Below are 22,997 nucleotides of genomic sequence, written 5' to 3'. Positions count from 1 at the left end.
ACCCCGGAACGGGTGAACCGCTTGCCCCGACGATGCGTAGGAACCGGGTGCGGGCCGTGAGTCCCCCGCCACTGCCCGGCATCCCGTGCCTGAGCACCGATACCACACCTGACGTCCCGGACAAGGCATCAGGGCTGTCCCGCTGTACCCGTCGAACCGAAAGCCGGGACCAGTGGCGACGTTTGACCAGAGTGCGACGACGGCTGTGCAGCAGCCAGCGGGTCGGCACGCACTTTCGGCGCGACTGTCCCGACAGGCGCATCGAGCGCACCGAGAGCCCACCGGTGCTGCGGCGGACAAGCCGGTGCTGCCCATGCCTACGGCAGCCGGCGGAACTTGCTCCGCGGTCCTGCCTCGTCATCGCCGAGGGAACTACTTCTAAGGAAATCGATGAAATATCGCAAGACAGCCTTCGCCGTCGCTCTCGGAGTGCTGTCGCTGACGGTTCCTGCCGTCGCGGCGGCGGGTACCGGTTCCACGGTGACCGCGGTCGAGGCAGCCCAGGAGGGGGTTGCGCCGCAGGTGGTGAACACGACCCTCACCGACTCAAAGGGCAAGATATCTGACGCCATGGCTACGCAGGCCGGAGCGCGGAGCGAGAAGGTCTTCACCACGGGGAAGATCACCGGGAAACGCTTCTCGTCGATCGGACTGAGCTGGAAGAAGAACGCCGTGGTCGACGGCGGGCTGACCGCGCGGGCGCGGGTCCACCGCAACGGCGCGTGGGAATCGTGGCGTCAGATTCCGCTGGAGTTGGAGGAAGGCGTCGCCGAAGAGGCCAGGAGGGCGGGAGCCCCGGCCTTCTACGTGGGCGGCGCGGACGGCGTCGAGGTCCGCTTCGTGTCGCCGAAGGGCACCCTGCCGCAGGATCTGCGGCTGTCCTACATCAATGCGTCCAAGACGACGACTGCGTCTTCCTTGCGCCGCCGGCCGCAGGCCGCGGCAGAAGCCCCGACCGTCAAGTCCCGCACGGACTGGGGCGCCGACGAGTCTCTGGCCGACCCCGGGTACAAGCTGCAGCCTTCCGTCAAGGCCGCCCTCGTCCACCACACCGTGTCAGGAAACGCCTACACCCAGGAGCAGGTGCCACAGATCATCAACGGCATCTATATCCACCACATCAAGAACCTCGGTTACGGCGACTTCCCCTACAACTTCATCGTCGACCGTTTCGGCGGCATCTGGGAAGGTCGCAAGGGTTCCACCGAAATGAAGCCGGGAAGTGCGATCCCGGGCATCCTCGGCGGCCACGCACAAGGCTTCAACACCAACACCCTCGGTGTGGCGATGCTGGGCAACTTCGAGCCCAACAACAGCGAAGGCGGCGAGGACACCGGCCCCGACCCCAGGCCCAGCGAGGCCATGGTCAAGGGCCTGGCGGACCTGCTGGCATGGAAGCTCGGTCAGTACCAGCTCGATCCCGAAGGCTCGACACAGCTTGTCTCGGCCGGAGGCGGCGGCACCAACCCGCACCCGAAGGACGCGGTGCTCGATGTGAACGTCATCTCCAGCCACAGGGATGTCAATGTGACGGCCTGCCCGGGCGGCAAGCTCTTCGAGATGCTCCCCGACCTGCGCAAGCAGGTCGCCGGACAACGCCCCTACAACTCCGTCAGGTAGCGGTGGGTTTCGGGGCCGCGCTCGGGACGGGCGCGGCCCCCATCTGATCCGGGCACGTCACCCGGCCCGCGAGGCGAGCGTCCCACCGCGTGTCCGGCAGCACCGGGCCGGGCACCCCAAGACGAAGGGGCCGAGGCGGGGTGCTGCCGAACGCGCACGATCACGGAGTGACGCGGGCCCGGCGAGATCGGCCGGACAGGACCCCATCGGTGCTGCTACCGGGAGAAGGGGGTCGACGGGCGTTCCAGAGCCCTCCCGCCGACGAAGAGGTCGACGCGCTCGTTGTAGAAGGCGACGAGCCCCGCAATGGGCAGCAGCTGGCGGGTCGGGAAGTCGTACGTCCAGGCGAGATCGTTGTGCACCTGGTCACCGATCCGGGCGGACCAGTACCCGCTGGTGGTGCCCTTGTAGGGGCAGGAGGTGACGATGTCGGTGGCGATGAGGTGTGCGAAGTCGACCTGGTTCCGGTCCAGGTAGTACCGGGTCGGCAACCCCGTCTCGAAGACCGTCACCGAGGAGGCGGACTCGGCGAGGACCACACCCTCGAGCTCGACCCGCACCGGCTGCGTCGAGCGCAGCGCGTCGACCCGCACATACGGATTGCGCGGGTGGACGAAGACCTGCTCGTCTTCCTCGAACCAGGCGTCCAGCGCGTCCCAGGTGAACCGGACGGTCCCGGCGAGCCCCGCCACCGGAGAGTCCCGGAACACCTTCGCCGCGGACGGCCGGTGAAGCCCGCCGAGGCGCAGTCCGTGCACCTCCGCGGTCCCCCGGCTGCTGTGCTGCGTACGCCCTTCGCCGATGAGCAGATCGGGCCGGATGTCGTCGATGGGGATGTGGTACTGGGGGTAGTGGCTCCACTCCCACACATATCGTGCGCGGACGGTGTCCATGACGGTCTCGCCGGCGAGCTGTGCGCGGATGCGCCGGGGCACCGGTTCCACGTGGTCGACCGGCACGATCGAGCCCGGGTAGTCGCTCATGTCAGCCTCCACGGTCGCCACTGCGCCTACGCCCATGATGCGCGGTGCAGTCCGCGTCGGCATGGCGCGATGACGCCCGGGCCGGGAAGAAGTCCTGCAGCATGGTGTGGCGGGCGACACCCCCTGGACCGCGGACCACGGACGAAGGATCACGATGACGCGTTTTCTGACGACGAGAGTTGACGAGGCACCAGAGGTCACCGCTCCGGACGGTGCGGCCGTGCGGCCGCTCTGCGTGCTGCCGGGTGCCTCGAGTTTCGCGCAGTTCGAGCTGGCGCCGGGGCAGGTGACGCAGGCGGTCTCGCATGCCACCGTGGAGGAGATCTGGTACGTCGTCTCCGGTGGTGGAGACATGTGGCGTCGGCAGGACGGGCACGAGGAGGTCACCCCACTCGTCCCGGGTGTCTGTCTGACCATTCCGCTCGGGACCGCGTTCCAGTTCCGGGGCGGCCCCGACGGCCTGCGGGTGGTGGCGGCGACGGTGCCGCCGTGGCCGGAGGACCCTGATGAGGCGAGGCCCGAACAGGGCCCCTGGTGAGCCCGACCGGGACGGCCGCCCGGATTCCAGGGCCGGATCGGGCCGTCCGGGGAAAGCACCGGGTTGATGCGTCAACCAGCGCAGGGCTAGGCTCAGCCGGTGACCGAACCCCGATGGCTTGACGATGTGGAGCAACGGGCCTGGCAGGGCTTCGTGGCCATGAGCCAGCTGCTGGAAGAGCAGGTCAACCGGGGGCTACGCCAAGCCGGCGGGCTGTCCATGGCGGACTACCGCGTACTGGCCCCGCTGTCCGGGGCCGAAGGCCACCGGCTGCGTATGCAGGATCTCGCGGCACAGGCGCGGTGGGAGAAGAGCCGGCTGTCGCACCAGGTCCGCCGGATGGAGCAGCGGGGGCTGCTCAGGCGCGAGGAGTGCCCCACCGACGCACGCGGCGCCTTCGCCGTGCTCACCCCCGAGGGGCTGGAGGCGATCCGTACGGCGGCTCCGCTGCATGCCGCCAATGTGCGCCGAGTCTTCGTCGAGGCACTCTCCCGTGAGCAGTTGAAGGAGCTCGCCGAGATCTCCGGGGCCGTGACGCGCCGGCTGCGCGGGGGCGCCGAAGCCCCGTAGGACGCCGACGACGGCCGCCCCCGCACACCCCCGAGAGCATTTGGTTGACACTTCAACCATCTGGAGTTACATTGATGGCGACAGGCAGGTTGACACATCAACCAAAAGTTGACGTGTCAACCTCAGGACGCAGGCGTCGTAAGGAGACGAAGCCATGCCGACGACGAACGGGCCGTTCAGCGAGCAGCCCGAACCCACACCCCAGCCCGACCGGCGGTCGATTCTCCGGTACTCCGCCCTCGCCGCCTCGGTACCGGCCGCGGCAGCCCTGCTCGATCCGCTGCTGCCGGCCGGGACCGCACACGCCGCCGGGCAGACGGCGGCCGGCTACGCCCCCATCCCGGCGAACGCGCGAGGTCCGCTGATCCCGAAGAAGGGCTACCTCGTCGAGGAGATCCAGGACGGGCTGTACTGGCTCACCGACGGCAGCTACCAGATGATCTTCCTGGTGACGGGCGCGGGCGTCGTGGTGGTGGACGCACCGCCGACGCTCGGCCACAACATCCTCCGGGCGATCGCCGAGGTGACGACCCAGCCGATCACCCACGTGGTCTATTCGCACCATCACGCCGACCACATCGGCGCGGCCGGGATCTACCCGGCCAAGGCGGTCCGGATCGCGCACGAGCAGACCCGCCGGCTGCTGTCCGATGCACGGGACCCGAACCGTCCGCTGCCGACGCGTGTCTTCTCCGACAAGCTGCGGCTCGAGGTCGGCAACCAAGTCCTGAAGCTGGTGTACAAGGGCCCCAACCACAGTCCGGACAACATCTTCGTGTACGCGCCGAGGCAGCGGGTGCTGATGCTCGTCGACGTCGTGTTCCCGGGCTGGGTGCCGTTCAAGAACCTCGCCATGTCCACGGACATCCCGGCATGGATCGAGGCCCACGACCAGGCGCTGGAATTCCCGTTCCACACCTACGTCGGCGGGCATCTCACCAGGCTCGGCACACGGGAGGACGTGCGGCTCCAGCGTGCCTACATGCACGATCTCGAGCGCCACACCCGGGACGCGATCGCCTCGGTGGACCCGACGCCGATGTTCGCCCAGTACCCCGACAACCCCTGGGCGGTGTTCAAGACCTACCTCGACACGGTCGCAGGGCGGGCTGGTGACGCTGTGGTGCCGGCCTGGGTGGACCGTCTGGGCGCGGCGGACGTCTTCACCGTCGACAACGCCTTCGCGATGCTCGAGTCGCTGAGGATCGACTACGGCGTCCTCGGGCCGTTCGCGGTACGCCCCTGACCGCTGCGCAGTGCCCAGGTCCGGCCGGTTCCGGCAGGTGGCGAAGTGACCGCCGGGACCGGCCGACGCCGACGCCGGCGCGACGACAACGGCTTCCCCTCCCCGTATCCCTCGTGCACGGGTGCACGAGGAGGACGTCGGCGTCATGATCGACACGGGGAGGGAAGGAGCCCACGCCCTCGACCGGTGATGAGCTCGATCCGGTGATCAGAAAGGCGCGATCATGACCGATTCCCACCCTGCCCCGGACGGCTCGGCAGTGCCGTCCCCACCCGTCGGCCGCACGGCCCTGCGGGTGTTCGTCCTCTCCGGGTCTTCCCGGACCGACTCCCTCAACGAGCGTCTGGCCACGCTCGTCGCCCGGCTCGTCGGACAGACCGGCGCCACGGTCGACCTCGCGGGTCTGCGGGACTTCGGCGTCCCTCCGTACGACGGGGACGCCGAGGAGGCGGAGGGACCGCCCCCGGGATCCACCGCCCTGCGCGAGCGCATCGAGGCGGCCCACGCGCTCGTCATCTCCTCCCCCGAGTACAACGCCTCGGTGCCGGGCACAGTGAAGAACGCCGTGGACTGGGTCTCCCGCTTCCGGCCGCAGCCGTTCAAGGACAAGCAGACGCTGCTGGTCTCGGCGTCGCCGTCCATGGTCGGCGGCAACCGGGGTCTGTGGGCCCTGCGCGTACCGCTGGAGCATCTCGGGGCCCGCGTCTACCCGAGCATGTTCAGTCTCGCCGCCGCCCACCAGGCCTTCACGGAGAGCGGCGATCTGACCGACGGCGGGCTGCAGGAGCGTCTCGCGGCCACCGTGGACTCGTTCCTGGGCCTGGTCGAGGCGGACGTCCAGTACCCGTGCCTGCAGCACCGCTGGTACGAGTTCCTCGGCGACCGCAGCAGCGCCGAGGTCACCCAGCGCGCCGAGGCCTGACCCCGGACCGCCATACCGAACCCGAACCCGACCACGAACCCGAACCCGAACCCGAACCCGAACCCGAACCCGAACCCGACCACGATCCCAAACCCGACCCACCGAAGGAGGGGAGATGACCGCCGGATTCCCCGAGGGAACAGAGCTGACCCATCTGCTGGTGGTCGCCGACGCCGCCCGGGCCCGCGACTTCTACCGCGATGTCGTCGGTGCCGAGCTCGTACGGGAGTACGGCGGCACCAGCGCGGTGATGCGGCTGTGCGGGACCTGGCTGCTGCTCGTCACCGGCGGCGGTCCCACCGCCGACAAGCCCGGAGTGACGTTCGCCGCGCCCGGTGACCCGGACCGGGTGAGTCACGAGATGACCTTCCGGGTGCCCGACTGCCGGTCCGCGTACGAGACGCTGCGCGCTCGGGGAGCGCAGTTCCTGACACCGCCGGTGGACCATGGCGTGGAGATCCGCTGCTTCTTCCGCGACCCGGACGGCCACCTGCTCGAACTGAGCGAGGCACGGCGGTGACCGGGCGAGCCGCAGCGGGTCAGCGCACCGATACGGCCGGCGGGCGCTCACGCAGCGCACCGTAGGCGAGGAAGTACGCCGGCACCCGGTTGAGCCACCGCGACGTGGTGATCAGCTCCGTCATGCGCCGGGCGCGTCCGGCGTCCTTGAAGGGCGGGCGGCCCGCCAGCACCGGCTCGATCACCCACCCGTGAGCGACCCGCTGGAGCGCCTGGGTCAGGGCCGTCGTCGGCCAGCGGCGGCGCTGGACCCCACGCACGTCCCGGAGGCCGACCGTACCGGTGCGCAGCGGCCCGACGAGATGGCGGGCGGCGGCCACGGCGTCCTCGACGGCGAGGTTGATGCCGATGCCGAAGACCGGCGACATCGCATGCGCCGCGTCACCGATACACAGCAGTCCCGGCCGGTGCCAGCGCCGGAGGCGGTCGAGCCGTACGTCGAGCAGCTTGACCTCGTCCCAGGACGACAGTGTGCCCACCCGGTCCGCGAGCCAGGGCACGGCCGTGGTGAACTCGGCCATGAAGCGCTCGAGGCCGACGGCGCGCCGCGGGCAGTCGGTGCCCTTGGGGATGAGCGCGGCGCACTGCCAGTAGTCCCCGCGGTCGATCATGGCGCTGAGGAACCGGTCGCCCGCGCCCCCTACGAGCCCGTGCGGATCGTCCTCGCGCCGGGGCAGCCGGAACCACCAGGCGTCCATCGGACAGGTGAACTGCCGCAGTCCCAGCTCGGGCAGCGAGCGGGCCAGTGAGCCCCGGCCGTCGCAGGCGACGGTCAGGGTGGCCCGCAGTTCGCCGGTGCCGCCGTCAGAGGTGCGGTAGCGCACCCCCGTGACCCGGCCCCGCTCCATCAGGAAGGCGGTCGCCTCGGTGTTCATCCGTACGGAGAAGGACGGCTCGCGGCGTGCCTCGTCGACGAGCAGATCGAGCAGGTCCCACTGCGGCACCATGGCGATGTAGTTGTATTTGCCCGGCAGTGCACCGATGTCGCCGACGGTGACGAGCGAACGGTCCGGTCCGAGCGGCAGCTGGACCGACGACACCCTGCGTTGCGGCAGACGGGCGAACCTTTCGGCCAATCCCAGATCCTCCAGCAGAGCCAGCGTGGAGGGGTGCACGGTGTCGCCGCGGAAGTCACGCAGGAAGTCGCCGTGCTTCTCCAGGACCGTGACCTTCACTCCCGCCCTGGCCAGCAGCAGGGCGAGCACCATTCCGGCAGGGCCGCCGCCCACGACACAGCACGTCGTCCGCTCGGTGGCCTTGTCCCTGGCCGCTTCCGTGGCGCTTTTCCTGGCACGTTCCATGGCCACCGCTCCCTTCGGCCCATCCCGGGTTCCGCCACACTGGCACATATACCCTCAGAATCGACCCGAACAGTCACCATCAGTAGTGGTTGGCGTCATCGTTCAGGATCGAGCGGGCCCCGCTCCCGTCGGCCGCGATCGCGCCGCAAGGCACTCCGGGAGGCACCGATGAGCCAGCAGCCCGTCCTTCTGCCCTACGCCGATCCGGCCTTCGTCGCCGACCCCTTCCCGCTCTACCGGCAGCTGCGCGAGGACGGCCCGGTGCGCCGCGCCGTCGTCGCAGGCGGTGTGGAGGCCTGGCTGGTCACGCGGTACGAGGACGGGCTGGCGGCCCTCTCGGACCCGAGGCTGAGCAGCGACGTCCGCGATGCGTCGGACCCGCGGCTGATGCAGCAGCTGCCGTCCACCGAACGCGAGTCGATGCTGAGCAACATGCTCCGTACCGACCCGCCCGACCACACCCGGCTCCGCCGGCTGGTGTCCAAGGCCTTCACCGCACGGCGGGTGGCCGAGATGCGGCCGCGTGTCCAGGAGATCACCGACCGGCTGATCGACGACTTCGCACCGGCCGGCCGGGCCGATCTGGTGGCGGACTTCGCCCTGCCCCTCCCGGTCACGGTGATCAGCGAGCTTCTCGGGGTGCCCGTCACGGACCGGCACGACTTCCAGCGCTGGACCGACGACATGATCCTGCGCAGGGCCGAGATGCCCGATCCGGCCGTGGTGGACGCGGCCTGGCAGCAGATGCGCGCCTATCTGACCAAGCTCCTGGAGACCAAGCGGGCCCGGCCGGGGGACGATCTGCTGAGCGCGCTGATCACCGCCCGGGACGAGGAACAGCGCCTGGACGAGGACGAGCTGATCGCCATGGCGTTCCTGCTGCTGGCGGCCGGATACATCACCACGGTGAACCTGATCGGCAGCGGCGTCGCGGCACTGCTCGCCAACCCCGACCAGCTGGCGCTGCTGCGGAAGGACCCCGAGCTGCTGCCGGGCGCGATCGAGGAGTTCCTGCGCTACGACGGGCCGGTCAGCCCCGGCGTCGCCCGGTTCGCGCGCGAGGACGTCACCATCGGGGGCGTGGCCGTCCCGCGTGGTGCGACGGTCGTGGTCGCCTCGGCCATCGCCGATCGCGACCCGGAGCGCTTCGCCGATCCCGACCGCCTGGACATCACCCGGGGCGACAACGCCCACCTGGCCTTCGGGCACGGGATCCACTACTGCCTGGGGGCGCCGCTCGCCCGGCTCGAGGGCCAGGTCGCCATCGGCACGGTGCTGCGCCGGCTTCCGGGCCTCGCCCTTGCGGTGCCGCCCGGCGAGGTGCGGTGGAGGCCCGGGGGCCTGCGCGGCCCGGAGCGTCTGCCCGTCACCTTCACCCCCACCGGACAGACGTGAGGGCCTCCACCCCCACCGGACAGGCGTGAGTTCGTTCCCTCACGGCCGCATCGAGCTCTACCCGGGCGAGACCGACAGGCTCTGGTGATCCGGTCGGTCCGCGCGTGCTACCCCAGGGCGAGGGACCGGTACCGGAGCCGGTTCCCCGATGTGGCCATGAACAGGCCCTGGCTGGTTCCCGCGAGGGCGGTGGCCTTCGCTGCCGTACCAACGGGGGTCCAGGGCACATCGGTCGGGCTCGGCGGCCGGCACCAGAGCCGGTCGTCGCCGGTGACGCAGTAGAGGCTGCCTGCCGCCGCGGCCATCGCCTTGACGCCGTTCGCGTGGCCGACGTCCGTCCAGTGCGTGTCCGTGAGCAGCGGCGGCCGTGACCAGAGCCGGTCGTTCCCCGTCGCACAGAACAGCGAGCCGTCGATGGCGGCCATGCCGACGACTCCGTTGGCATGGCCCACGTGGGTCCACTGCATGTCGGACGGGAGCGCCTCACGGGTCCAGAGCTTGTTCTCGGCGGTCGCGCAGAACAGGCGCCCGCCCGTGGCGGCGAGACCGGACGCTCCTGGCGCCTTGCCCGTCTGCGTCCAGTCGATGTCGTGGAGCACCGCGTCACGGATCCACAGCCCGTTGTCGGCGGTGACGGCGAACAGACGGCCGTCGGCCGCGGCCATCGAGACGACGCCGTTGGCGTGGCCGACGTCCGCCCACTCGTCGCTCGCGTCGCGGATCTTCTCCACTTGGACGAAGAGGGAGTAGACGCCCCGGAGGTACGGGTCGTCCACATACCTCACCTCGACGATCCCGTCGCCGTATCCCTGCAGGTTGTGGCTGACGAGGTACTCGGCCGTCTCGCTGTCGAGCGCGATCGTGACCGGGTTGAACAGCACTCCGTCGGGGTCGTCCGGGTTGCGGTGCATACCGACCGGCCGGCGCATCGACTTTCCGAACGGTGACCACATCCCGGCCATCGAGCCGACCGTCTGGATGCCGAGCGACACCGCGTCGAACACGGGCGACGAGACGGGCCAGATCTTTCCGAAGATGTCCTTGGCCCGCTTGCCGTACCGGTCGTCGACCTGGACCTGCCAGGCGAGCCAGCCGTCCCAGAAACCCGCGCCCGGATCCCACTCCCAGACCGTCGGCGTCAGCAGCACCATGTCCTGGCCGGGGCGCAGATCGCCTTCCCAGATGCTGTACGGGGGGACCCGCTGTGCGTTGAGCGGGCCGGAGCGCAGCCAGGGTGTGGCCGTCGGCGGGAACCGGTCGCCGGTGACGATCCCCCCGCGGTCCGATGCGGAGCCCGCCTGAACACGATTGGGCAGACGGTAGGTGTCGCCCATCAACTCGCTTTCACTGTCGAAGTTCTGGATCACCGCACCCTGTGCGTCGACCACCTTCGTATTGACATCGATGAACACCTCGTCGTGTTTTCCGTCCCAGTTGAAAGCGTCGTCCCAGGTTTCATTACGGCACCAGAAACCATTGATCGACACACGAAATCGCGGTGCGGACATGCTCGATCCCCCCAGCTGACAGCAGGTCGGGCCCCACTCAAGGGCCGGAGCACGGCAGCGTCAAGCGCGCGAAAGGGAGGACGTAACCGTGAATTCGGAAACTACGGACCAGAAATGGTGCGGCATCCGCAAACGTCGTACGCGTAACACTTTTCTCTGCGCAGGGATCTGACGTTCCGTGAGCGAACGCCGCCACTGAACCGGTGATCACCGGAAGGGCGGGAATAGCGGAGCTGCCCCATGGGGGCGCGGGAGTCGGATGAGGATCATTGCCATCGTCCCGTACGTACGGAAGCACCGGACGGAGAGGCGCACCTCCGTGCCCGTTCTCCGCTGAACATCCGGACCCGGCCCTGCGTATTGCGTGGCAGCCACTCCCGCAGGAACAGCCTTGGGAGCAAACGGAGTTACGCGATTCCGGAGGTTTGAATGAGTCATGTCAAGAAGAGGAACTGGGCCGCATAGGGATGTTCGCCGCCATCGGCGGTCTGGTCGTCGCAGGCACGGTGGTGTCGGGGGCGTTCGCCGGTGAGTCACCCGGGGCACGGTCCGACGACCGGCAGGAGGTGGTGGACGACGACACCTCCCTGCCCAACAAGGAACAGTGGCTGAGCGATGCCTCCGAAGCCCTCGCGCCCGCCCAGGACTTCCTTGCCGAGCGCCTGCGGGGCGGTGGTGAGGATGTCGCGATCGTGCTGGACATCGACAACACCTCACTGGCAACCGATTTCGACGACCAGAAGCCGATCAAGGCCACCCTCGACCTGGCGAGGTTCGCAAAGGACAAGGGGGCCCTTGTCATGTTTGTCACCAACCGGAAGGAGTCGGGGCGCGAGAGGACAGCCGCGCAGCTGGAGGACGCCGGGTTCCCGGTCGACGGCCTGTGCATGCGGAAGTCCGGCGACGACGCGTCCAAGGAGTCCGTGAAGACCGACTGCCGTCGCTCCATCGAGAACGACGGCCACACGATTGTCGCGAACATCGGCAACCGGAGCACCGACCTGGAAGGCGGGCACGCCGAGCGCACCTTCAAGCTTCCGGACTACAACGGCCAACTGCAGTAGAAGGAATGGACAGTTGACAGTCGGATTACGTCTACGCGGGTCTGGGGTGCCCTGTATCAGTTCTGCCGACCTGCGCAGGCACCCCGTATCGCGGCGCCCCCGGACGGCTCCGCTCCGGCGGCCCATCGGGCCGAACGGCGCCGCAGCAGGGGCCGGGGCTCAGCGATGGGCTCCGGCTACCCGATCACAGCTCATGACTGAGCAGTTCGTTTCGCACCGCAGCGCCTGAAGGGGCTCTGCGCCGGTCCCACAATCGGACGCGGAAGACACGGGAGTCGGGCGCGGACTCGCACACCGCGCCCCCCACGTGGCCGCTGGGGCTGCCGGGACAGCAGCGATATGACTACTCGCTACTCCGGGTGACGAAGCCCGTCACCGTGCGTATCTGCGGCAGGGCATGGGAAGTCAGCGCGTGACCGTTGACCTCCTTACGGGAAGCCGAATTGAAACGCTCCGTCCTCGCCCTTGCCGGCGTCCTCGCCGCCCTCGCCCTGACCACGGCGCCCCCACTCACCCCCTCCGCCTCCGCGTTGCCCGGGCACGTCTGCTTCTGGCCCGAGCCGGGGGAAACCGGCCCGGGAGGCGGCTGGTGCTACAACCCGTCGCCCGGCGGCTTCGCCGTGCCCGCCGACCATGTGCACCGGCATGCCAGATCCTTCGCCTCACAGGTCGACAGGACCGTGTACGCCCTGCACTTCCCCGGCAAGGGCCCCTGTCTGCAACGCACGATCTACGGCGGCGACTACTCCGAGAACTGGGAGTGGTGGGACAAGCTCGACGCCGTCGACACCTCGCCCCACGCCGACTGCGAGCCCGGGTGAGCACGAGGAAACGCGGACGTGCGCCGGCGCTGATCGCGCTGCTGCTGCCGGCCGCGCTGGCGGCCGGCCTGAGTGCCTGCGCCACGCCACACGGGCCGGCTGTCTCGCTCAGCCCGGACGACACGGTCAAGGCCGCCCAGCTCGTACTCACCGACCGCTGCCTCATCGGCCAGGGGCTCCCCCCGCCACGCCCCGGACACCCGCCCGCGGACAAGGCCGACGCCCGCCGTGTCGAACACGCGCTGTTCGGCACCGGCCCGACCGAGCTCACCCTCGCACTCCCCAGCGGGCACGTCATCGGCCACCACACCGACGGCTGCCTGGCAGCCGCCGAGCGCCGGCTCTACGGAGACCAGCGCCGCTGGTTCCGGGCCGTCACCCACGTCAACAACCTCGGCGCCAAGGCTCCGCCCGCCGATCGCGCCACCTACCGCGAACTGCGCGCCCACGCGCTCACCGAAGCGAGAGCGGTACTGACCGCCGAGCAGTCCGGGGCGAACAGCACCACGGCCGACCGGCCACACCCGAATCCGTGATCCGTGATCCGTGCATCCTCCGCACCGACGAAAGGCACCCGATATGAAGCACCCCCTGACCCTGCTGGCCGCCGCCCTGCTCACCGCCGGAGCATGTCTGGTCACCGCCACCCCCGCGTCGGCCGCGAACTGTCCGAGCGGCAACTTCTGTGTCTGGACCGAGGCCAACTTCGGCGGGCAGCGCATGAACGCCTCGGGTGACGACGAATGGTGGGAGAGCTGGATCGCCGACCAGGACTCCTCCTGGGCGAACCACGGCATCTCCGGTCCGGGCGTCAAGGACCACGTCAAGGTCTACGAGGATGCCATCCAATTCCCCTCCACCGGCGGCGACATGACGATCTGTCTGCGTCCCGGCGACGAGGTCGGCTTCAACGCGACCGCCAACGACCGCGGCGACTCCCATGTCTGGGCCATGGGCTGCTGACCGGCGTCACAAGGCCATGTCCAGGACCGCGACACCGTTGACCCGGTCCCCCGCCAGATCGTCCAGCGCCCTGTCCGCCTCCTCGAAGGGGTAGCGGGTCACCGTCGCGTGCAGACGGTGCTCGCCCGCCGCCGCCAGGAACCGGCGTCCGTCCTCCCTGGTGTTGGCGGTCACGCTGCGCACGGTCCGCTCCCGGAAGAGGTGGCGCTCATAGCCGAGTGACGGGATGTCGGTGAGATAGATGCCCGCGATGCTCAACGTCCCACCCGCGTCGAGCGCCTCGAGCGCCACCGGCACCAGATCCCCCACGGGTGCGAAGAGGACGGCCGCGTCCAGGGGCTCCGGCGGGCGATCGTACGCGTCGCCCGCCGAGGCCGCCCCGAGTTCCCTCGCGAGGGAGCGGGCGGCCTCCGACCGGGTCAGGACGTGCACCACCGCACCCTCGCCGATGGCGACCTGGACCGTCAGATGGGCGGAGCCCCCGAACCCGTAGATGCCGAGCCGCCCCCCGGGCGGGAGTTCGGCGCGGCGCAGCGCCCGGTAGCCGATGATCCCCGCGCACAGCAGGGGGGCGAGCTCCGCGTCGTCGTATCCCGGCGGCAGTTCATAGGCGTACGCGGCCGGGACGGTGACGTAGTCGGCGTATCCCCCGTCGGCGTCCCAGCCCGTGTACTGCGAGAAGGGACAGAGGTTCTCCCGTCCCCGGACGCAGTACGGGCACCGGCCGCATGTACGCCGCAGCCACGGGACGCCGACACGCGTACCGATGGTCCAGCCGTCTGATCGCGCGCCGGACGCCACGACGTCCCCGACCACCTCGTGTCCGGGGACGACGGGTGTCCGGTGCGGCGGCAGATCGCCGTCGCGTACATGCAGATCGGTGCGGCACACCCCGCAGGTGCGGACGCGGACGAGCAGTTCGTCGGGCGCGGGCGCCGGCACGGGCAGCTCCACGCGCTCGAGGCGGCCCGGAGCAGGGACCACCCACGCCCTCATCGTCGCGGGAATCCCAGGTGCCATGGGTGTCACCTCCTGGCGCCAACGTACCTCGCGCCCGTGGCCCGAGCAGCCGCCATGGGGGTGGCTCGGGCGCCACTTGCGTGGCGGGCCCGAGCCACCCCGTCCCCCGTGCACCCGGCTGGGTCGTACCCCCGTGGTCAGCCGGGCGTCCACAGGACCGCGAAGATCGCGGCCCGGTCGTGGGTCGGTCGCTCCCGTGAGGTGCCGGGCAGCCGAACCGTTCCCGGCTCCCCGCACCTCCGCAACCGACGCTTCGTACGCTAAAAGCTCCCGTGCACTGGAGGTTCAAGGGATTATGAAGCAGGTCACATGGACGATCGGGGATCTCGCGGCTCGCAGTGGCCTGCCGGTGAAGACCATCAGGTACTACTCGGACATCGGCCTGCTGTCCGTGGCCGAGCGAAGTACCGGCGGCCATCGCCGATACGGGCCGGAGGCTTTGGAGCAGCTGCGGCTGATACAGCGGCTGCGCGCCCTGGGCACCCCGATCGCCACGGTCGCCCGGGTGGCCACGGGTGAGCGCAGCCTCGCCGATCTGGTGACCGACGAACTCGCCCTGGTGCAGAAGCGGTTGACGGAGCTGCGCTGGCGCGAGGCGACCCTGCGGGCTCTGGACGACTGTTCGGGACCGGAGCGTCTGCGCCGTCTGGAGGTACTGTCGCGGGTACAGCACCTGCCCGAGGCGCATGAGGACCTGGCCCGCTCCTGGCGCCGTACGATCCCCGCTTCCATACCCGTGCGGCTCGTCGACGCCATCACCGAACAGGCCGTTCCGGACCCGCCCGACGACCCGTCGGCGCATGCCGTCCTCGCCTACGCCGAACTGCACGCACTGACCGCCCGCCCGGATTTCCCCCTGTACTGGGCATGCCCGAACGTACGGGACAAGGCTTCGCTTTACGCGGAGCTGCTCGACGCATCGGAACTGGCGGACTCCCTCGTCGAGGCCGGTCTGCCGCCGCAGCCGGGTGAGGCACTCGACCACTTCTCGGCTGCCTGCGCACGTTCCCGGGGCGAAGACGACACTCCCGGCTTCCGGGCCTTCATGGGCGCGCAGTTACGCAGCACCATCCCCCTGTTCAGCCGCTACTGGCAGCATGTCGCCCTGCTCAAGCCGGACCTGCGTCCCAATCTGGGGATCGTGCACTGCTGGCTCGTCGACGCCCTCGCCGGGTCGTCGTTGCCCGGGCGGGAGGAAGAGCCGTAAAGGTGTCCTTCGGAGCTTGCCGGGCAGGCCTGTCAGGCCTGCGGAGGAACCGGGCCGGGGCCGTCTACATCCTTCGATGCAGCGGGCTTTCGTCTTCGGCGGCGAGGAATGGCGGAGCAACGCCGCCGACGATGAGTACATGACCGACACCATGCCCGCCCCGCCCGCCGCACCGACGAGCGCCCCGGGCAGCCGGCTCCCCCTGCTGGACGTGCTGCGGGGGACCGCCATCCTGGGCACGCTGATGACCAATGTGTGGGTCTTCACCGGCCCTGGTGCGGAGTGGGGCATCCTGGAGGGCGGCAGCGGTGGGATCCGGTGGGGATCCTTGCCGGACGCCGCCGAAAGCCTCTTCCGTCTGCTCGCGGACGGCAAGTTCCTGTCGATGCTGACGATCCTGTTCGGCGTGGGCCTCGCAATCCAGTTCGATTCGGCGGCGCGGCGCGGACAGCCGTGGCCCGGCAGATACCGATGGCGGGCTCTTTTCCTCTTCGCCGAAGGGACGCTCCACTTCGTCCTCGTCTTCGCCTGGGACGTCCTCATGGGGTACGCGGTCACCGCACTGCTCGTCGCCTGGCTGCTGACGCGCTCGGACCGGGCCCGACGCCGCGTGATGTGGTGGGCGGGCGGCTGCCACCTCCTCGTGATGGGCGGACTGACCGCAGCCCTGATCGCGGTCAACGGCGAGAAGGCCGGAGACGGCGGTGGCAGCGGCGGTGGCGTCGCGCCCGAGGTCGTCGACCTCTACGCGAACGGCAGCTACGCGGACCAGATCGCCTTCCGGCTGGAGAACGCCTTCGCCCTGCGTATGGAACCGTTGATCTCGTTCGGGCTCCTCGTCTTCCTCTTCCTGCTCGGCGTCCGGCTGTTCCGGGCCGGGGCCTTCGGCTGCGACGAGACGGGCCGGCGGATCCGCGCCCGGATGCTGGGCTGGGGCCTGGGCCTCGGGGTACCGCTCACCGCCGTCACAGCCCTCGCCGGGCCGGACTTCTTCCTGCTGAGCCGGTACGGCGCCGCCCCGCTGGTGGCGCTCGGCTACATCGGTCTGATCGGCACCGTCGTCGACCGGCTGCGGCGGCCGGGCCCGTTGACGAACGGGCTCACCTCCGTCGGGCGGACGGCCCTGTCGGGATACGTGCTCCAGAACCTGCTGTGCGCGCTCGCCTCGTACGGCATCGGCCTCGGTCTCGCCGACCGGCTCGGCGACACGGCCCGGCCGTGGTGGGTGATCGGGCTGTGGGCAGCGGTGTGCTGCGTCCTGATGGCAGGTTCCACGCTGTGGCTGCGGCGGTTCTCCCACGGTCCGCTGGAGTCCGTGCAGAAGTGGGCGCTACGGCGCTGAGCCAGGGGCTTCTCCGTGTCGCGACGCCGCGGAGACCCGCCAAAAGCCCCCTACGCGCGGGCGTCGCGCTCGGCCAGTTCCTTGAGCGTCAGCAGCTGCTTGCGCATCATGACGAGATCGCCCCACGCCAGCATCCGGCGGCGCAGTCTGCGGGCCGGCGGCCCGCCGGCTTCGCCGGCGACCTTGACCAGCAGGCGGCAGCCGTCCCCGCGCGGGCTCACGTTGTAGCTGACGGCCATCTGCCCGTGCCGCTCGGCGAGCGCGGCGGGCAGTACGCCGGTGATGTGCGCGTCGGTCTCGAATTCCACGATCTCGAAGACGATAAAGGGCTGACCGATGGTCAGATCGGGTAGACCGGCCGTGAGTTCGCGAGGGCTCTTGTGTCCCCTGAAGTCGATCCAGTCGTAGCTGTACGGCGCGATGGTCAGCTGACGCAGCCAGCGGAACATCAGGCGGGGCGGCGCGGCCACGTCGACCGCGCGTGTCCAGCCGTCGACCGGGCCGTCCACGAGACGGTCGCACGGGTAGTGCGCCTGGTGTTCCAGGCGCGTGGCGCCCCAGTTCCTGCCGCTCAAGTCCATGGGCCGAGCCTACGCAAGGCGCGCACGGCGCCAGGAGGCCCCCACCAGCCACACGGCTCCGGAGCGACGAGCGCGGCAGCGGGCCCGTACGTGTGCGGGCCCGCTGCCGCGTCTCCCCCTGTGTCGCCCGGTGGTCAGCGGTCGATCCAGTAGTGCGTGATCTTTCCGGAGCCGCAGGTGGCGTACTGGTAGCGGGCGTCGGTCTCCCAGCCGCTGTAGTAGTGCCTGCCGTCGGTGCACTTCACGCCGACCCGCCACGCGGAGCCCGCGGAGCACCACCCCTGGGCGGTCCTTGTACTGATCTTCTTCGTGGAACAGGCGAGTGCACCGGTGCCGCCGTTCTCGGCGGCCTGGGCGGTGCCGGCGAGTCCGAGTCCGGCGAGTGCGCCGGACAGGGCGAGGGCGCGGGCGGCCGTAGCGATGCGCATGGTGGTCTGGTCTCCCTTCGAGGGCTGCTCGGACAGCGGCATCCTCGCCACCACGGCGGTGCACCGTCTTGAACAAAATCGCAGTGCGAAAGCCACGGAATCGCTTTCAGCCACCCCTCGAAGCGACCGGCCCGTCGGGGAGCAGCACGCTGGTGATCTGCCCGTCCACTCGGTCCTGGGCCGGCAGGCCCGTGCGCGTACGGGTCCGAGCCGTCGTACGCGCGGTCATCAGCTGCGAGGTCGTACGCCCCGTCATCCTGCGCACCTCGCGTGCCAGGTGCGCCTGGTCCGAGAAGCCGCAGTGCCACGCGGTCTCCGCCGCCGCGTGACCCCGTGAGAGCAGCCGCAGGGTCCGGCGCAGCCGCATGATGCGCGCGGTGGTCTTCGGGGTGGTCCCGATCTGCTGCCGGAAACGGTTCTCGAACTGGCGCCAGCTCCAGCCCGACTCCTCGGCGAGACGGCGGATGGGCACGGTGCCTGCCGTACGGCACAGTTCCTGCCACGCCCACATCACCTGCGGCGAACAGGCGGGGCCCGTGGCGGCCCAGCGCCCCAGCGTCTCGTCGAGGAGAGCGAAGCGGTTGCTCCAGGTCGGCAGGGCGGCCAGGGCCCCGGTCAGGTGCTCGACACGGCGGTCGGTGAGCTCCGACGGATCGACGATGCTCTCGGCCCACTCGTGCATGGCCACCCCGAGCAGGGTGAAGGCGGCCCAGGGAGCGAACACCACTTCCATGCCGTGCAGGCGACCGCTGTGCTCGCCGACGGTGGCCCTGGAGCGCACCGCGGAGACCAGCGAGGTGTGCGGCGTCGACGGCATGCGGACCGCCGCGCTCGCTCCCGCGACAGGCTCGACGACGTCCGTGAGCAGCAGCCGGCCGTGGAATCCGAGGACCAGGGTCACCACACCGGTCGGCAGTTCCAGGCGTTTTCTCGGCCGGTCCAGGGCCAGCCGGTATCCGCGGTAGCCGATGACGCCCGGGCGCAGGCGTGGGTCCGGCAGCCTCCCGGCCAGCTCCCACGCAGGCCCCGTCTCGACACGACAGTCCATGGTCCCCCCGTTCGCCTTGTGTCATCGTCGGAGGGCGAGGGCGACCTTGTCTGCCCGCATTACGGACATCCGTCGGACGGAAGGGGCGGGGTGCATGAGCGGGGCCGATGCCGGGCACACGAGGATGGGGCCGTACGAAGGGCCCAGGAGGCCCAGGACCGCGGCCGCGCACGACGGTGGCCGGTGCGGGATCTGCGGAGTGCGGCGGACGGATCCGTACGCCGCGTGAGCTGTACGGCCCGGCGGCCCCGGCCCAGGGGTTGACCGAGGCCGCCGGGTCGGGCACTCCGAGGGGAGCGGAGTGCCCAAACAGAACACCATGGGTCCGACGAGGAGGAGTGTCGTCCGGGTGCCAGGACCCCAGTAAATATATATACTGCCAAGTAAGCAAGGGTATGAAAAATTTCATTCCAGCCGATGGCTGAAAACGGCCATGCTCCATCCGGCCCGGACGGTCAGTAGTCGAGGAAGAAGTCGTGCTGCTCCGCGGCCTGCTCGTACTGCTCAAGCCGCATCTGGGTGCGCTCGGGGTCGGCGTCGGCCATGGCCTGGAGGATGGCCGCGGACAGAACACCCGGCGCCGCGTACGAGTCGAAAACCAGGCGTGATCCGGTCGCCGCGGTGAGGGCGACATCGGCCTCGTCCACGAGCGGCCCCAGCGTCAGATCGGTGATCAGAGCCGTGCGCAGGCCCGTTCTGCGGGCCGCCCGCACCGCCGCCAGCGTCTCCTTGGCATGCCGTGGCATGGCGAAGGCCAGCACCCAGGTCCCGCCGGCCTCCCTCGACTGGAGAAGGGCGTCGTACGCCACGCTCCCGCCGCGCGACACCAGCCGGACATCCGGGTGGATGCGCCGGGCCGCGTAGGCGAAGTACTCCGCCAGGGACGCGGAGATCCGCAGCCCCAGGATGGTCAGCGGAACCGACTGGGCCAGCTCACGGCCGAGGGCCAGCACCTGGTCGGTGTCGGCGAGGACACGGCGCAGGCTCTCCAGGTTCCCGATCTCGGCGTCCACCGCCGCCTGGAGCTCGTTGCGCCGGATTTCCTCCCGCGTGTCCTGGGCCCCCGCGACGGCGCTGAGGGCGATCGGCTGCAGGGCCTCGCGCAGCGCCGGGTAGCCGCTGAAGCCCAGCGAGGCCGCGAAACGCGTGACCGACGGCTGGCTCACGCCCACGCGCTCCGCCAAGTCCGTGATGGACAGGAACGCCGCCTCGGTCAAGTGGTCGGTGATGTACTGCGCGATGCGCCGCTGCCCCGGAGACAGGCGGTGACCGCCGAACAGAGCACGGACCTTGTCCGCTGGGGACGGTTCCGCGTCCGGGGTCTGCCGTCCCGGCGTGATCGCAGACGCCTGTGCGCGCGCCTGCTGCCCTGATGGCACCCTGTGCCTCCTTCTTGTCCCATTCGTGCTCAACATAGCGCCCCCGGCTCGGCCCCGGGGCCGAGCGGAAGCAGGTGATCGACATATGGACACCGCCCGGCACCCCCTCACCGCCACGGCCGGGTGACGGGCGAAGCCGCGCAGCCCGCCCCCGTCCGCTCGTGGAACCGGCCTCGGAGGAGCCCCGGCCGGGCGGCGGCCGCGCCCTGGCGGGCATGCGTCCGCCGATCGGGGGAACCCGCCAAGGATCACGACCGTGCTCCGATCCGCGCGTGGGGGGTGCGTGTCCAAGGTCGCGGGGGGAATATGGAACGCGCGCGGTCCGGTGGGGTGGGCTGGGGAGTAGGAACACGCCGTGACGGCGGGAGGAGCTGCTTGGGCATGGGTGGCACGGACGCGTTCTCCGCTGGCCCGGCCCCGGTCGGACAGGTGGAGTTCGGGCCTGCCCCGCCGGGCGGCCTGCTCGACGTCCTGCGAATGGCGGCGATCGTCCTCGACTCCGAGGGCCGGATCTCCCTGTGGAGCCCGGAGGCCGAACAGCTGCTCGGGTACACGGCCGAGGAGGCGCTGGGCGAGTACGCGGCCCGGCTGCTGGTCGCCGACGAGCACATCGATCTCGTCCTGCAACTGTTCGCCCAGGTCATGGGCAGCGGCGAAAGCTGGGCCGGAGTCTTCCCGATACGCCACAAGGACGGCGGTATCCGGTTCCTGGAGATGCGCAACATGCGTCTGCAGGACGTCCACGGCAGCTTCTACGCCCTGGGCCTGGCCACCGAGCAGTCCACGCTGCGGCGCGTCGAACGGGACCTGGCCCTGTCCGTACGTCTGGTGGACCAGTCCCCCATCGGTCTCGCCGTGCTCGACTCCGAGCTCCGCTACGTCGCCGCGAACCCGGCACTGGAACGTGTCAACGGCGTCCCGGCGGCCCAGCAGATCGGCCGTCCGGCGGGCGAGACCCTGCCCTTCCGGGACGACGGCGCCATCGAGGTCTCGATGCGCAAGGTCCTGGAGACCGGCACGCCGGTGCTGGACCGGCAGGTCGTCGGACGCACCCCGGCCGACCCCGACACCGAACGGGCCTGGTCGGTGTCCCTGTACCGGCTCGAGGACCCCGGAGGGCGCATCCTCGGACTGGCCGCATCGGTCGTGGACGTCACGGACCGCCACCAGGCCGCCAAGGCGGCCGAGCGTGCCAGGCGCAGGCTGACCGTCGTCGCCGATGCGGCGGTACGTGTCGGCACCACGCTGGACCTGCGGGAGACCGCACGGGAGCTGGCCGACATCACCGTGCCCGAGCTCGCCGACATCGCGGCCGTCGACGTGCTGGATTCCGCCGTCCAGGGCCGCCGTGCGGAGATCCCGGCGGGCGGCCGGGCGGTCATACGCGCTCTCGCCGTCACGGCGGCCGAGCCCACGCCCGCACTCCAGGCGGCCGATCCCCCCGGGGAACTCGCCCGCTACGACGCCGCCCGACTGGTCACCAAGTGCGTGCAGACGGGAAAGCCGGTCGTGGTCCCCCAGGTGGGCGAGGACGACCTGCTGAGCATCGCCCGCGACGCCGACTCCGCCGTACTGCTCGCCGAGGCGGGGGTGCACTCCTATCTCGCCGTGCCGCTGATCGCGCGGGGCGAGGTGCTCGGGGCACTCGACCTCAAGCGGTTCCGCAACGAGGTGCCCTTCGACGCGGACGACGTGCTGCTCGCCTCCGAGCTGGCCGCCCGTGCGGCCGTGTGCATCGACAACGCACGCTGGTACCAGCAGCAGCGCAACACCGCGCTGACCCTGCAGCGCAGCCTGCTGCCGCAGCAGCCGCCCCCGGTCGTCGGTCTGGACGTCGCCTCCCGCTACCAGCCGGCAGGGGCGGCGAACGAGGTCGGCGGCGACTGGTTCGACATCCTTCCGCTCAGCGGGGACCGGACCGCTCTGGTGGTCGGGGACGTCATGGGCAGCGGGATCAACGCCGCGACCGCGATGGGCCAGTTGCGCACGGCCACCCGGACCCTGTCCTCGCTGGACCTCGACCCCGCGCAGGTGCTCCGCCATCTCGACGACATCACCATCGGGCTGGAGTCGTACATCGCCACCTGTCTCTACGCGCTCTACGACCCCCGCCGGGCGCAGTGCACCATCGCGACCGCGGGGCATCTGCCGCCGGTGCTGGTACGGCCCGGCAGCCCGCCGCGGCTGCTCGAACTGCCCACCGGCGCACCGCTCGGCGTGGGCGGGGTCCCGTTCCGCGCGGTCACCGTCGATGTCGACCCGGGTGACCGGCTGGTGCTCTACACCGACGGGCTGGTCGAAACCCGTGACGAGGACATCGACGTCCGCCTGGACGTGCTGCTGAGCCTGCTCGACGACCCGCATCCGGGCCTCGAGGAAACCTGTGACCGGCTGCTCGAGGCGCTGCGCCCCGGGACCGGCCAGGACGATGTGGCGCTGCTGATCGCCCGCTTCCACGACTAGGGGGCTTCTGACGCCTCAGCGGGCCGAAGCGCGGGGCCGGGGGCGGCCAGGGCCTGTGCGGGCACGGGCCCGGACCGCC

22 protein-coding genes are annotated in these 22,997 nt (G+C 70.4%); 14 read left to right on the top strand and 8 right to left on the bottom strand.

Annotation, left to right across the window (positions count from 1 at the left end; all coding sequences use genetic code 11):
- Positions 1-390 precede the first annotated feature (390 nt).
- Positions 391-1,620 carry an N-acetylmuramoyl-L-alanine amidase gene (locus tag ACTWOL_RS29550; RefSeq protein WP_474299881.1) on the top strand — a complete coding sequence of 410 codons (1,230 nt, stop codon included), beginning with the start codon at positions 391-393 and terminating at the stop codon, positions 1,618-1,620.
- 215 nt (positions 1,621-1,835) lie between these two features.
- On the opposite strand, the gene ACTWOL_RS29545 is transcribed toward ACTWOL_RS29550, so the two are convergent.
- Positions 1,836-2,603: a DUF427 domain-containing protein gene (locus tag ACTWOL_RS29545; protein WP_474299880.1), complete on the bottom strand. Its 768-nt coding sequence runs from the start codon at positions 2,601-2,603 to the stop codon at positions 1,836-1,838.
- Between the two features lie 154 nt (positions 2,604-2,757).
- On the opposite strand from ACTWOL_RS29545, the gene ACTWOL_RS29540 reads away from it, so the two are divergent.
- The 5 genes from ACTWOL_RS29540 (at position 2,758) to ACTWOL_RS29520 (ending at position 6,399) form a co-directional block, all read left to right on the top strand.
- Positions 2,758-3,141 carry a cupin domain-containing protein gene (locus tag ACTWOL_RS29540; RefSeq protein WP_474299879.1) on the top strand — a complete coding sequence of 128 codons (384 nt, stop codon included), beginning with the start codon at positions 2,758-2,760 and terminating at the stop codon, positions 3,139-3,141.
- A gap of 99 nt (positions 3,142-3,240) precedes the next feature.
- Positions 3,241-3,711 carry a MarR family winged helix-turn-helix transcriptional regulator gene (locus ACTWOL_RS29535; protein ID WP_474299877.1) on the top strand — a complete coding sequence of 157 codons (471 nt, stop codon included), beginning with the start codon at positions 3,241-3,243 and terminating at the stop codon, positions 3,709-3,711.
- Positions 3,712-3,865: 154 nt separating this feature from the next.
- Positions 3,866-4,957, top strand: a complete 1,092-nt coding sequence (locus tag ACTWOL_RS29530) for an MBL fold metallo-hydrolase (protein WP_474299876.1) — start codon at positions 3,866-3,868, stop codon at positions 4,955-4,957.
- Between the two features lie 223 nt (positions 4,958-5,180).
- Positions 5,181-5,879 carry an NADPH-dependent FMN reductase gene (locus ACTWOL_RS29525; protein WP_474299875.1) on the top strand — a complete coding sequence of 233 codons (699 nt, stop codon included), beginning with the start codon at positions 5,181-5,183 and terminating at the stop codon, positions 5,877-5,879.
- Between the two features lie 115 nt (positions 5,880-5,994).
- Positions 5,995-6,399 (top strand): VOC family protein, encoded by a 405-nt coding sequence (locus ACTWOL_RS29520; protein WP_474299874.1) that lies wholly within the window; start codon positions 5,995-5,997, stop codon positions 6,397-6,399.
- A 19-nt stretch (positions 6,400-6,418) separates the two neighbouring features.
- Here the strand turns inward: ACTWOL_RS29520 and ACTWOL_RS29515 are convergent, their stop codons facing one another.
- Positions 6,419-7,699: an FAD-dependent oxidoreductase gene (locus ACTWOL_RS29515; RefSeq protein WP_474299873.1), complete on the bottom strand. Its 1,281-nt coding sequence runs from the start codon at positions 7,697-7,699 to the stop codon at positions 6,419-6,421.
- Between the two features lie 168 nt (positions 7,700-7,867).
- Here ACTWOL_RS29515 and ACTWOL_RS29510 point away from each other — a divergent pair, with 168 nt between their 5' ends.
- The gene (locus tag ACTWOL_RS29510) at positions 7,868-9,094 is read left to right on the top strand and encodes a cytochrome P450 family protein (RefSeq protein WP_474299872.1); all 1,227 of its coding nucleotides are present in this window, start codon (positions 7,868-7,870) and stop codon (positions 9,092-9,094) included.
- 107 nt (positions 9,095-9,201) lie between these two features.
- On the opposite strand, the gene ACTWOL_RS29505 is transcribed toward ACTWOL_RS29510, so the two are convergent.
- A complete protein-coding gene (locus ACTWOL_RS29505) occupies positions 9,202-10,602 on the bottom strand; it encodes a PQQ-binding-like beta-propeller repeat protein (protein WP_474299871.1) in 1,401 nt (466 codons plus the stop codon).
- A 425-nt stretch (positions 10,603-11,027) separates the two neighbouring features.
- Between ACTWOL_RS29505 and ACTWOL_RS29500 the strand changes: the two genes are divergently transcribed.
- The 4 genes from ACTWOL_RS29500 to ACTWOL_RS29485 all read left to right on the top strand — a co-directional run bounded on the left by ACTWOL_RS29500 (position 11,028) and on the right by ACTWOL_RS29485 (position 13,450).
- Positions 11,028-11,666 (top strand): HAD family acid phosphatase, encoded by a 639-nt coding sequence (locus ACTWOL_RS29500; protein WP_474299870.1) that lies wholly within the window; start codon positions 11,028-11,030, stop codon positions 11,664-11,666.
- A 443-nt stretch (positions 11,667-12,109) separates the two neighbouring features.
- A complete protein-coding gene (locus tag ACTWOL_RS29495) occupies positions 12,110-12,487 on the top strand; it encodes a hypothetical protein (RefSeq protein ID WP_474299869.1) in 378 nt (125 codons plus the stop codon).
- On the top strand, positions 12,484-13,023 hold the full coding sequence (locus ACTWOL_RS29490; RefSeq protein ID WP_474299868.1) for a hypothetical protein: 540 nt from the start codon (positions 12,484-12,486) through the stop codon (positions 13,021-13,023). The genes ACTWOL_RS29495 and ACTWOL_RS29490 overlap by 4 nt, the downstream gene beginning before the upstream one ends.
- 43 nt (positions 13,024-13,066) lie before the next feature.
- Positions 13,067-13,450 carry a peptidase inhibitor family I36 protein gene (locus tag ACTWOL_RS29485; protein WP_474299867.1) on the top strand — a complete coding sequence of 128 codons (384 nt, stop codon included), beginning with the start codon at positions 13,067-13,069 and terminating at the stop codon, positions 13,448-13,450.
- A gap of 6 nt (positions 13,451-13,456) precedes the next feature.
- Here the strand turns inward: ACTWOL_RS29485 and ACTWOL_RS29480 are convergent, their stop codons facing one another.
- Positions 13,457-14,470, bottom strand: a complete 1,014-nt coding sequence (locus ACTWOL_RS29480) for a zinc-dependent alcohol dehydrogenase family protein (RefSeq protein ID WP_474299866.1) — start codon at positions 14,468-14,470, stop codon at positions 13,457-13,459.
- Positions 14,471-14,765: 295 nt separating this feature from the next.
- Between ACTWOL_RS29480 and ACTWOL_RS29475 the strand changes: the two genes are divergently transcribed.
- Positions 14,766-15,677 (top strand): helix-turn-helix domain-containing protein, encoded by a 912-nt coding sequence (locus tag ACTWOL_RS29475; RefSeq protein WP_474299865.1) that lies wholly within the window; start codon positions 14,766-14,768, stop codon positions 15,675-15,677.
- Positions 15,678-15,753: 76 nt separating this feature from the next.
- The gene (locus ACTWOL_RS29470; protein ID WP_474299864.1) at positions 15,754-17,019 is read left to right on the top strand and encodes a DUF418 domain-containing protein; all 1,266 of its coding nucleotides are present in this window, start codon (positions 15,754-15,756) and stop codon (positions 17,017-17,019) included.
- A gap of 50 nt (positions 17,020-17,069) precedes the next feature.
- Here the strand turns inward: ACTWOL_RS29470 and ACTWOL_RS29465 are convergent, their stop codons facing one another.
- From ACTWOL_RS29465 to ACTWOL_RS29450, 4 genes are all read right to left on the bottom strand, one after another.
- Positions 17,070-17,600, bottom strand: coding sequence for a hypothetical protein (locus tag ACTWOL_RS29465; RefSeq protein ID WP_474299863.1), 531 nt, complete (start codon positions 17,598-17,600; stop codon positions 17,070-17,072).
- Positions 17,601-17,734: 134 nt separating this feature from the next.
- Positions 17,735-18,028: a hypothetical protein gene (locus ACTWOL_RS29460; protein ID WP_474299862.1), complete on the bottom strand. Its 294-nt coding sequence runs from the start codon at positions 18,026-18,028 to the stop codon at positions 17,735-17,737.
- A gap of 106 nt (positions 18,029-18,134) precedes the next feature.
- Positions 18,135-19,076, bottom strand: coding sequence for an AraC family transcriptional regulator (locus tag ACTWOL_RS29455; RefSeq protein ID WP_474299861.1), 942 nt, complete (start codon positions 19,074-19,076; stop codon positions 18,135-18,137).
- 455 nt (positions 19,077-19,531) lie between these two features.
- Positions 19,532-20,455 carry a MurR/RpiR family transcriptional regulator gene (locus ACTWOL_RS29450; protein ID WP_474299860.1) on the bottom strand — a complete coding sequence of 308 codons (924 nt, stop codon included), beginning with the start codon at positions 20,453-20,455 and terminating at the stop codon, positions 19,532-19,534.
- A gap of 381 nt (positions 20,456-20,836) precedes the next feature.
- On the opposite strand from ACTWOL_RS29450, the gene ACTWOL_RS29445 reads away from it, so the two are divergent.
- Entirely contained in the window at positions 20,837-22,918 is a 2,082-nt protein-coding gene (locus ACTWOL_RS29445; protein WP_474299859.1) for a SpoIIE family protein phosphatase, read from the top strand.
- Positions 22,919-22,997 lie beyond the last annotated feature (79 nt).

This window comes from Micromonospora sp. IBHARD003 (assembly GCF_056106285.1).
This window is presented reverse-complemented; position numbering and strand designations above follow the sequence as displayed.

What these genes read in the sequence shown, in the direction of transcription:
- ACTWOL_RS29550 (WP_474299881.1), top strand. Translation starts at nt 391, where the DNA reads ATGAAATATCGCAAGACAGCCTTCGCCGTCGCTCTCGGAGTGCTGTCG.
- ACTWOL_RS29545 (WP_474299880.1), bottom strand. Translation starts at nt 2,603, where the DNA reads ATGAGCGACTACCCGGGCTCGATCGTGCCGGTCGACCACGTGGAACCG.
- ACTWOL_RS29540 (WP_474299879.1), top strand. Translation starts at nt 2,758, where the DNA reads ATGACGCGTTTTCTGACGACGAGAGTTGACGAGGCACCAGAGGTCACC.
- ACTWOL_RS29530 (WP_474299876.1), top strand. Translation starts at nt 3,866, where the DNA reads ATGCCGACGACGAACGGGCCGTTCAGCGAGCAGCCCGAACCCACACCC.
- ACTWOL_RS29525 (WP_474299875.1), top strand. Translation starts at nt 5,181, where the DNA reads ATGACCGATTCCCACCCTGCCCCGGACGGCTCGGCAGTGCCGTCCCCA.
- ACTWOL_RS29520 (WP_474299874.1), top strand. Translation starts at nt 5,995, where the DNA reads ATGACCGCCGGATTCCCCGAGGGAACAGAGCTGACCCATCTGCTGGTG.
- ACTWOL_RS29515 (WP_474299873.1), bottom strand. Translation starts at nt 7,699, where the DNA reads ATGGAACGTGCCAGGAAAAGCGCCACGGAAGCGGCCAGGGACAAGGCC.
- ACTWOL_RS29510 (WP_474299872.1), top strand. Translation starts at nt 7,868, where the DNA reads ATGAGCCAGCAGCCCGTCCTTCTGCCCTACGCCGATCCGGCCTTCGTC.
- ACTWOL_RS29505 (WP_474299871.1), bottom strand. Translation starts at nt 10,602, where the DNA reads ATGTCCGCACCGCGATTTCGTGTGTCGATCAATGGTTTCTGGTGCCGT.
- ACTWOL_RS29485 (WP_474299867.1), top strand. Translation starts at nt 13,067, where the DNA reads ATGAAGCACCCCCTGACCCTGCTGGCCGCCGCCCTGCTCACCGCCGGA.
- ACTWOL_RS29480 (WP_474299866.1), bottom strand. Translation starts at nt 14,470, where the DNA reads ATGGCACCTGGGATTCCCGCGACGATGAGGGCGTGGGTGGTCCCTGCT.
- ACTWOL_RS29475 (WP_474299865.1), top strand. Translation starts at nt 14,766, where the DNA reads ATGAAGCAGGTCACATGGACGATCGGGGATCTCGCGGCTCGCAGTGGC.
- ACTWOL_RS29470 (WP_474299864.1), top strand. Translation starts at nt 15,754, where the DNA reads ATGCAGCGGGCTTTCGTCTTCGGCGGCGAGGAATGGCGGAGCAACGCC.
- ACTWOL_RS29465 (WP_474299863.1), bottom strand. Translation starts at nt 17,600, where the DNA reads ATGGACTTGAGCGGCAGGAACTGGGGCGCCACGCGCCTGGAACACCAG.
- ACTWOL_RS29460 (WP_474299862.1), bottom strand. Translation starts at nt 18,028, where the DNA reads ATGCGCATCGCTACGGCCGCCCGCGCCCTCGCCCTGTCCGGCGCACTC.
- ACTWOL_RS29455 (WP_474299861.1), bottom strand. Translation starts at nt 19,076, where the DNA reads ATGGACTGTCGTGTCGAGACGGGGCCTGCGTGGGAGCTGGCCGGGAGG.
- ACTWOL_RS29445 (WP_474299859.1), top strand. Translation starts at nt 20,837, where the DNA reads ATGGGTGGCACGGACGCGTTCTCCGCTGGCCCGGCCCCGGTCGGACAG.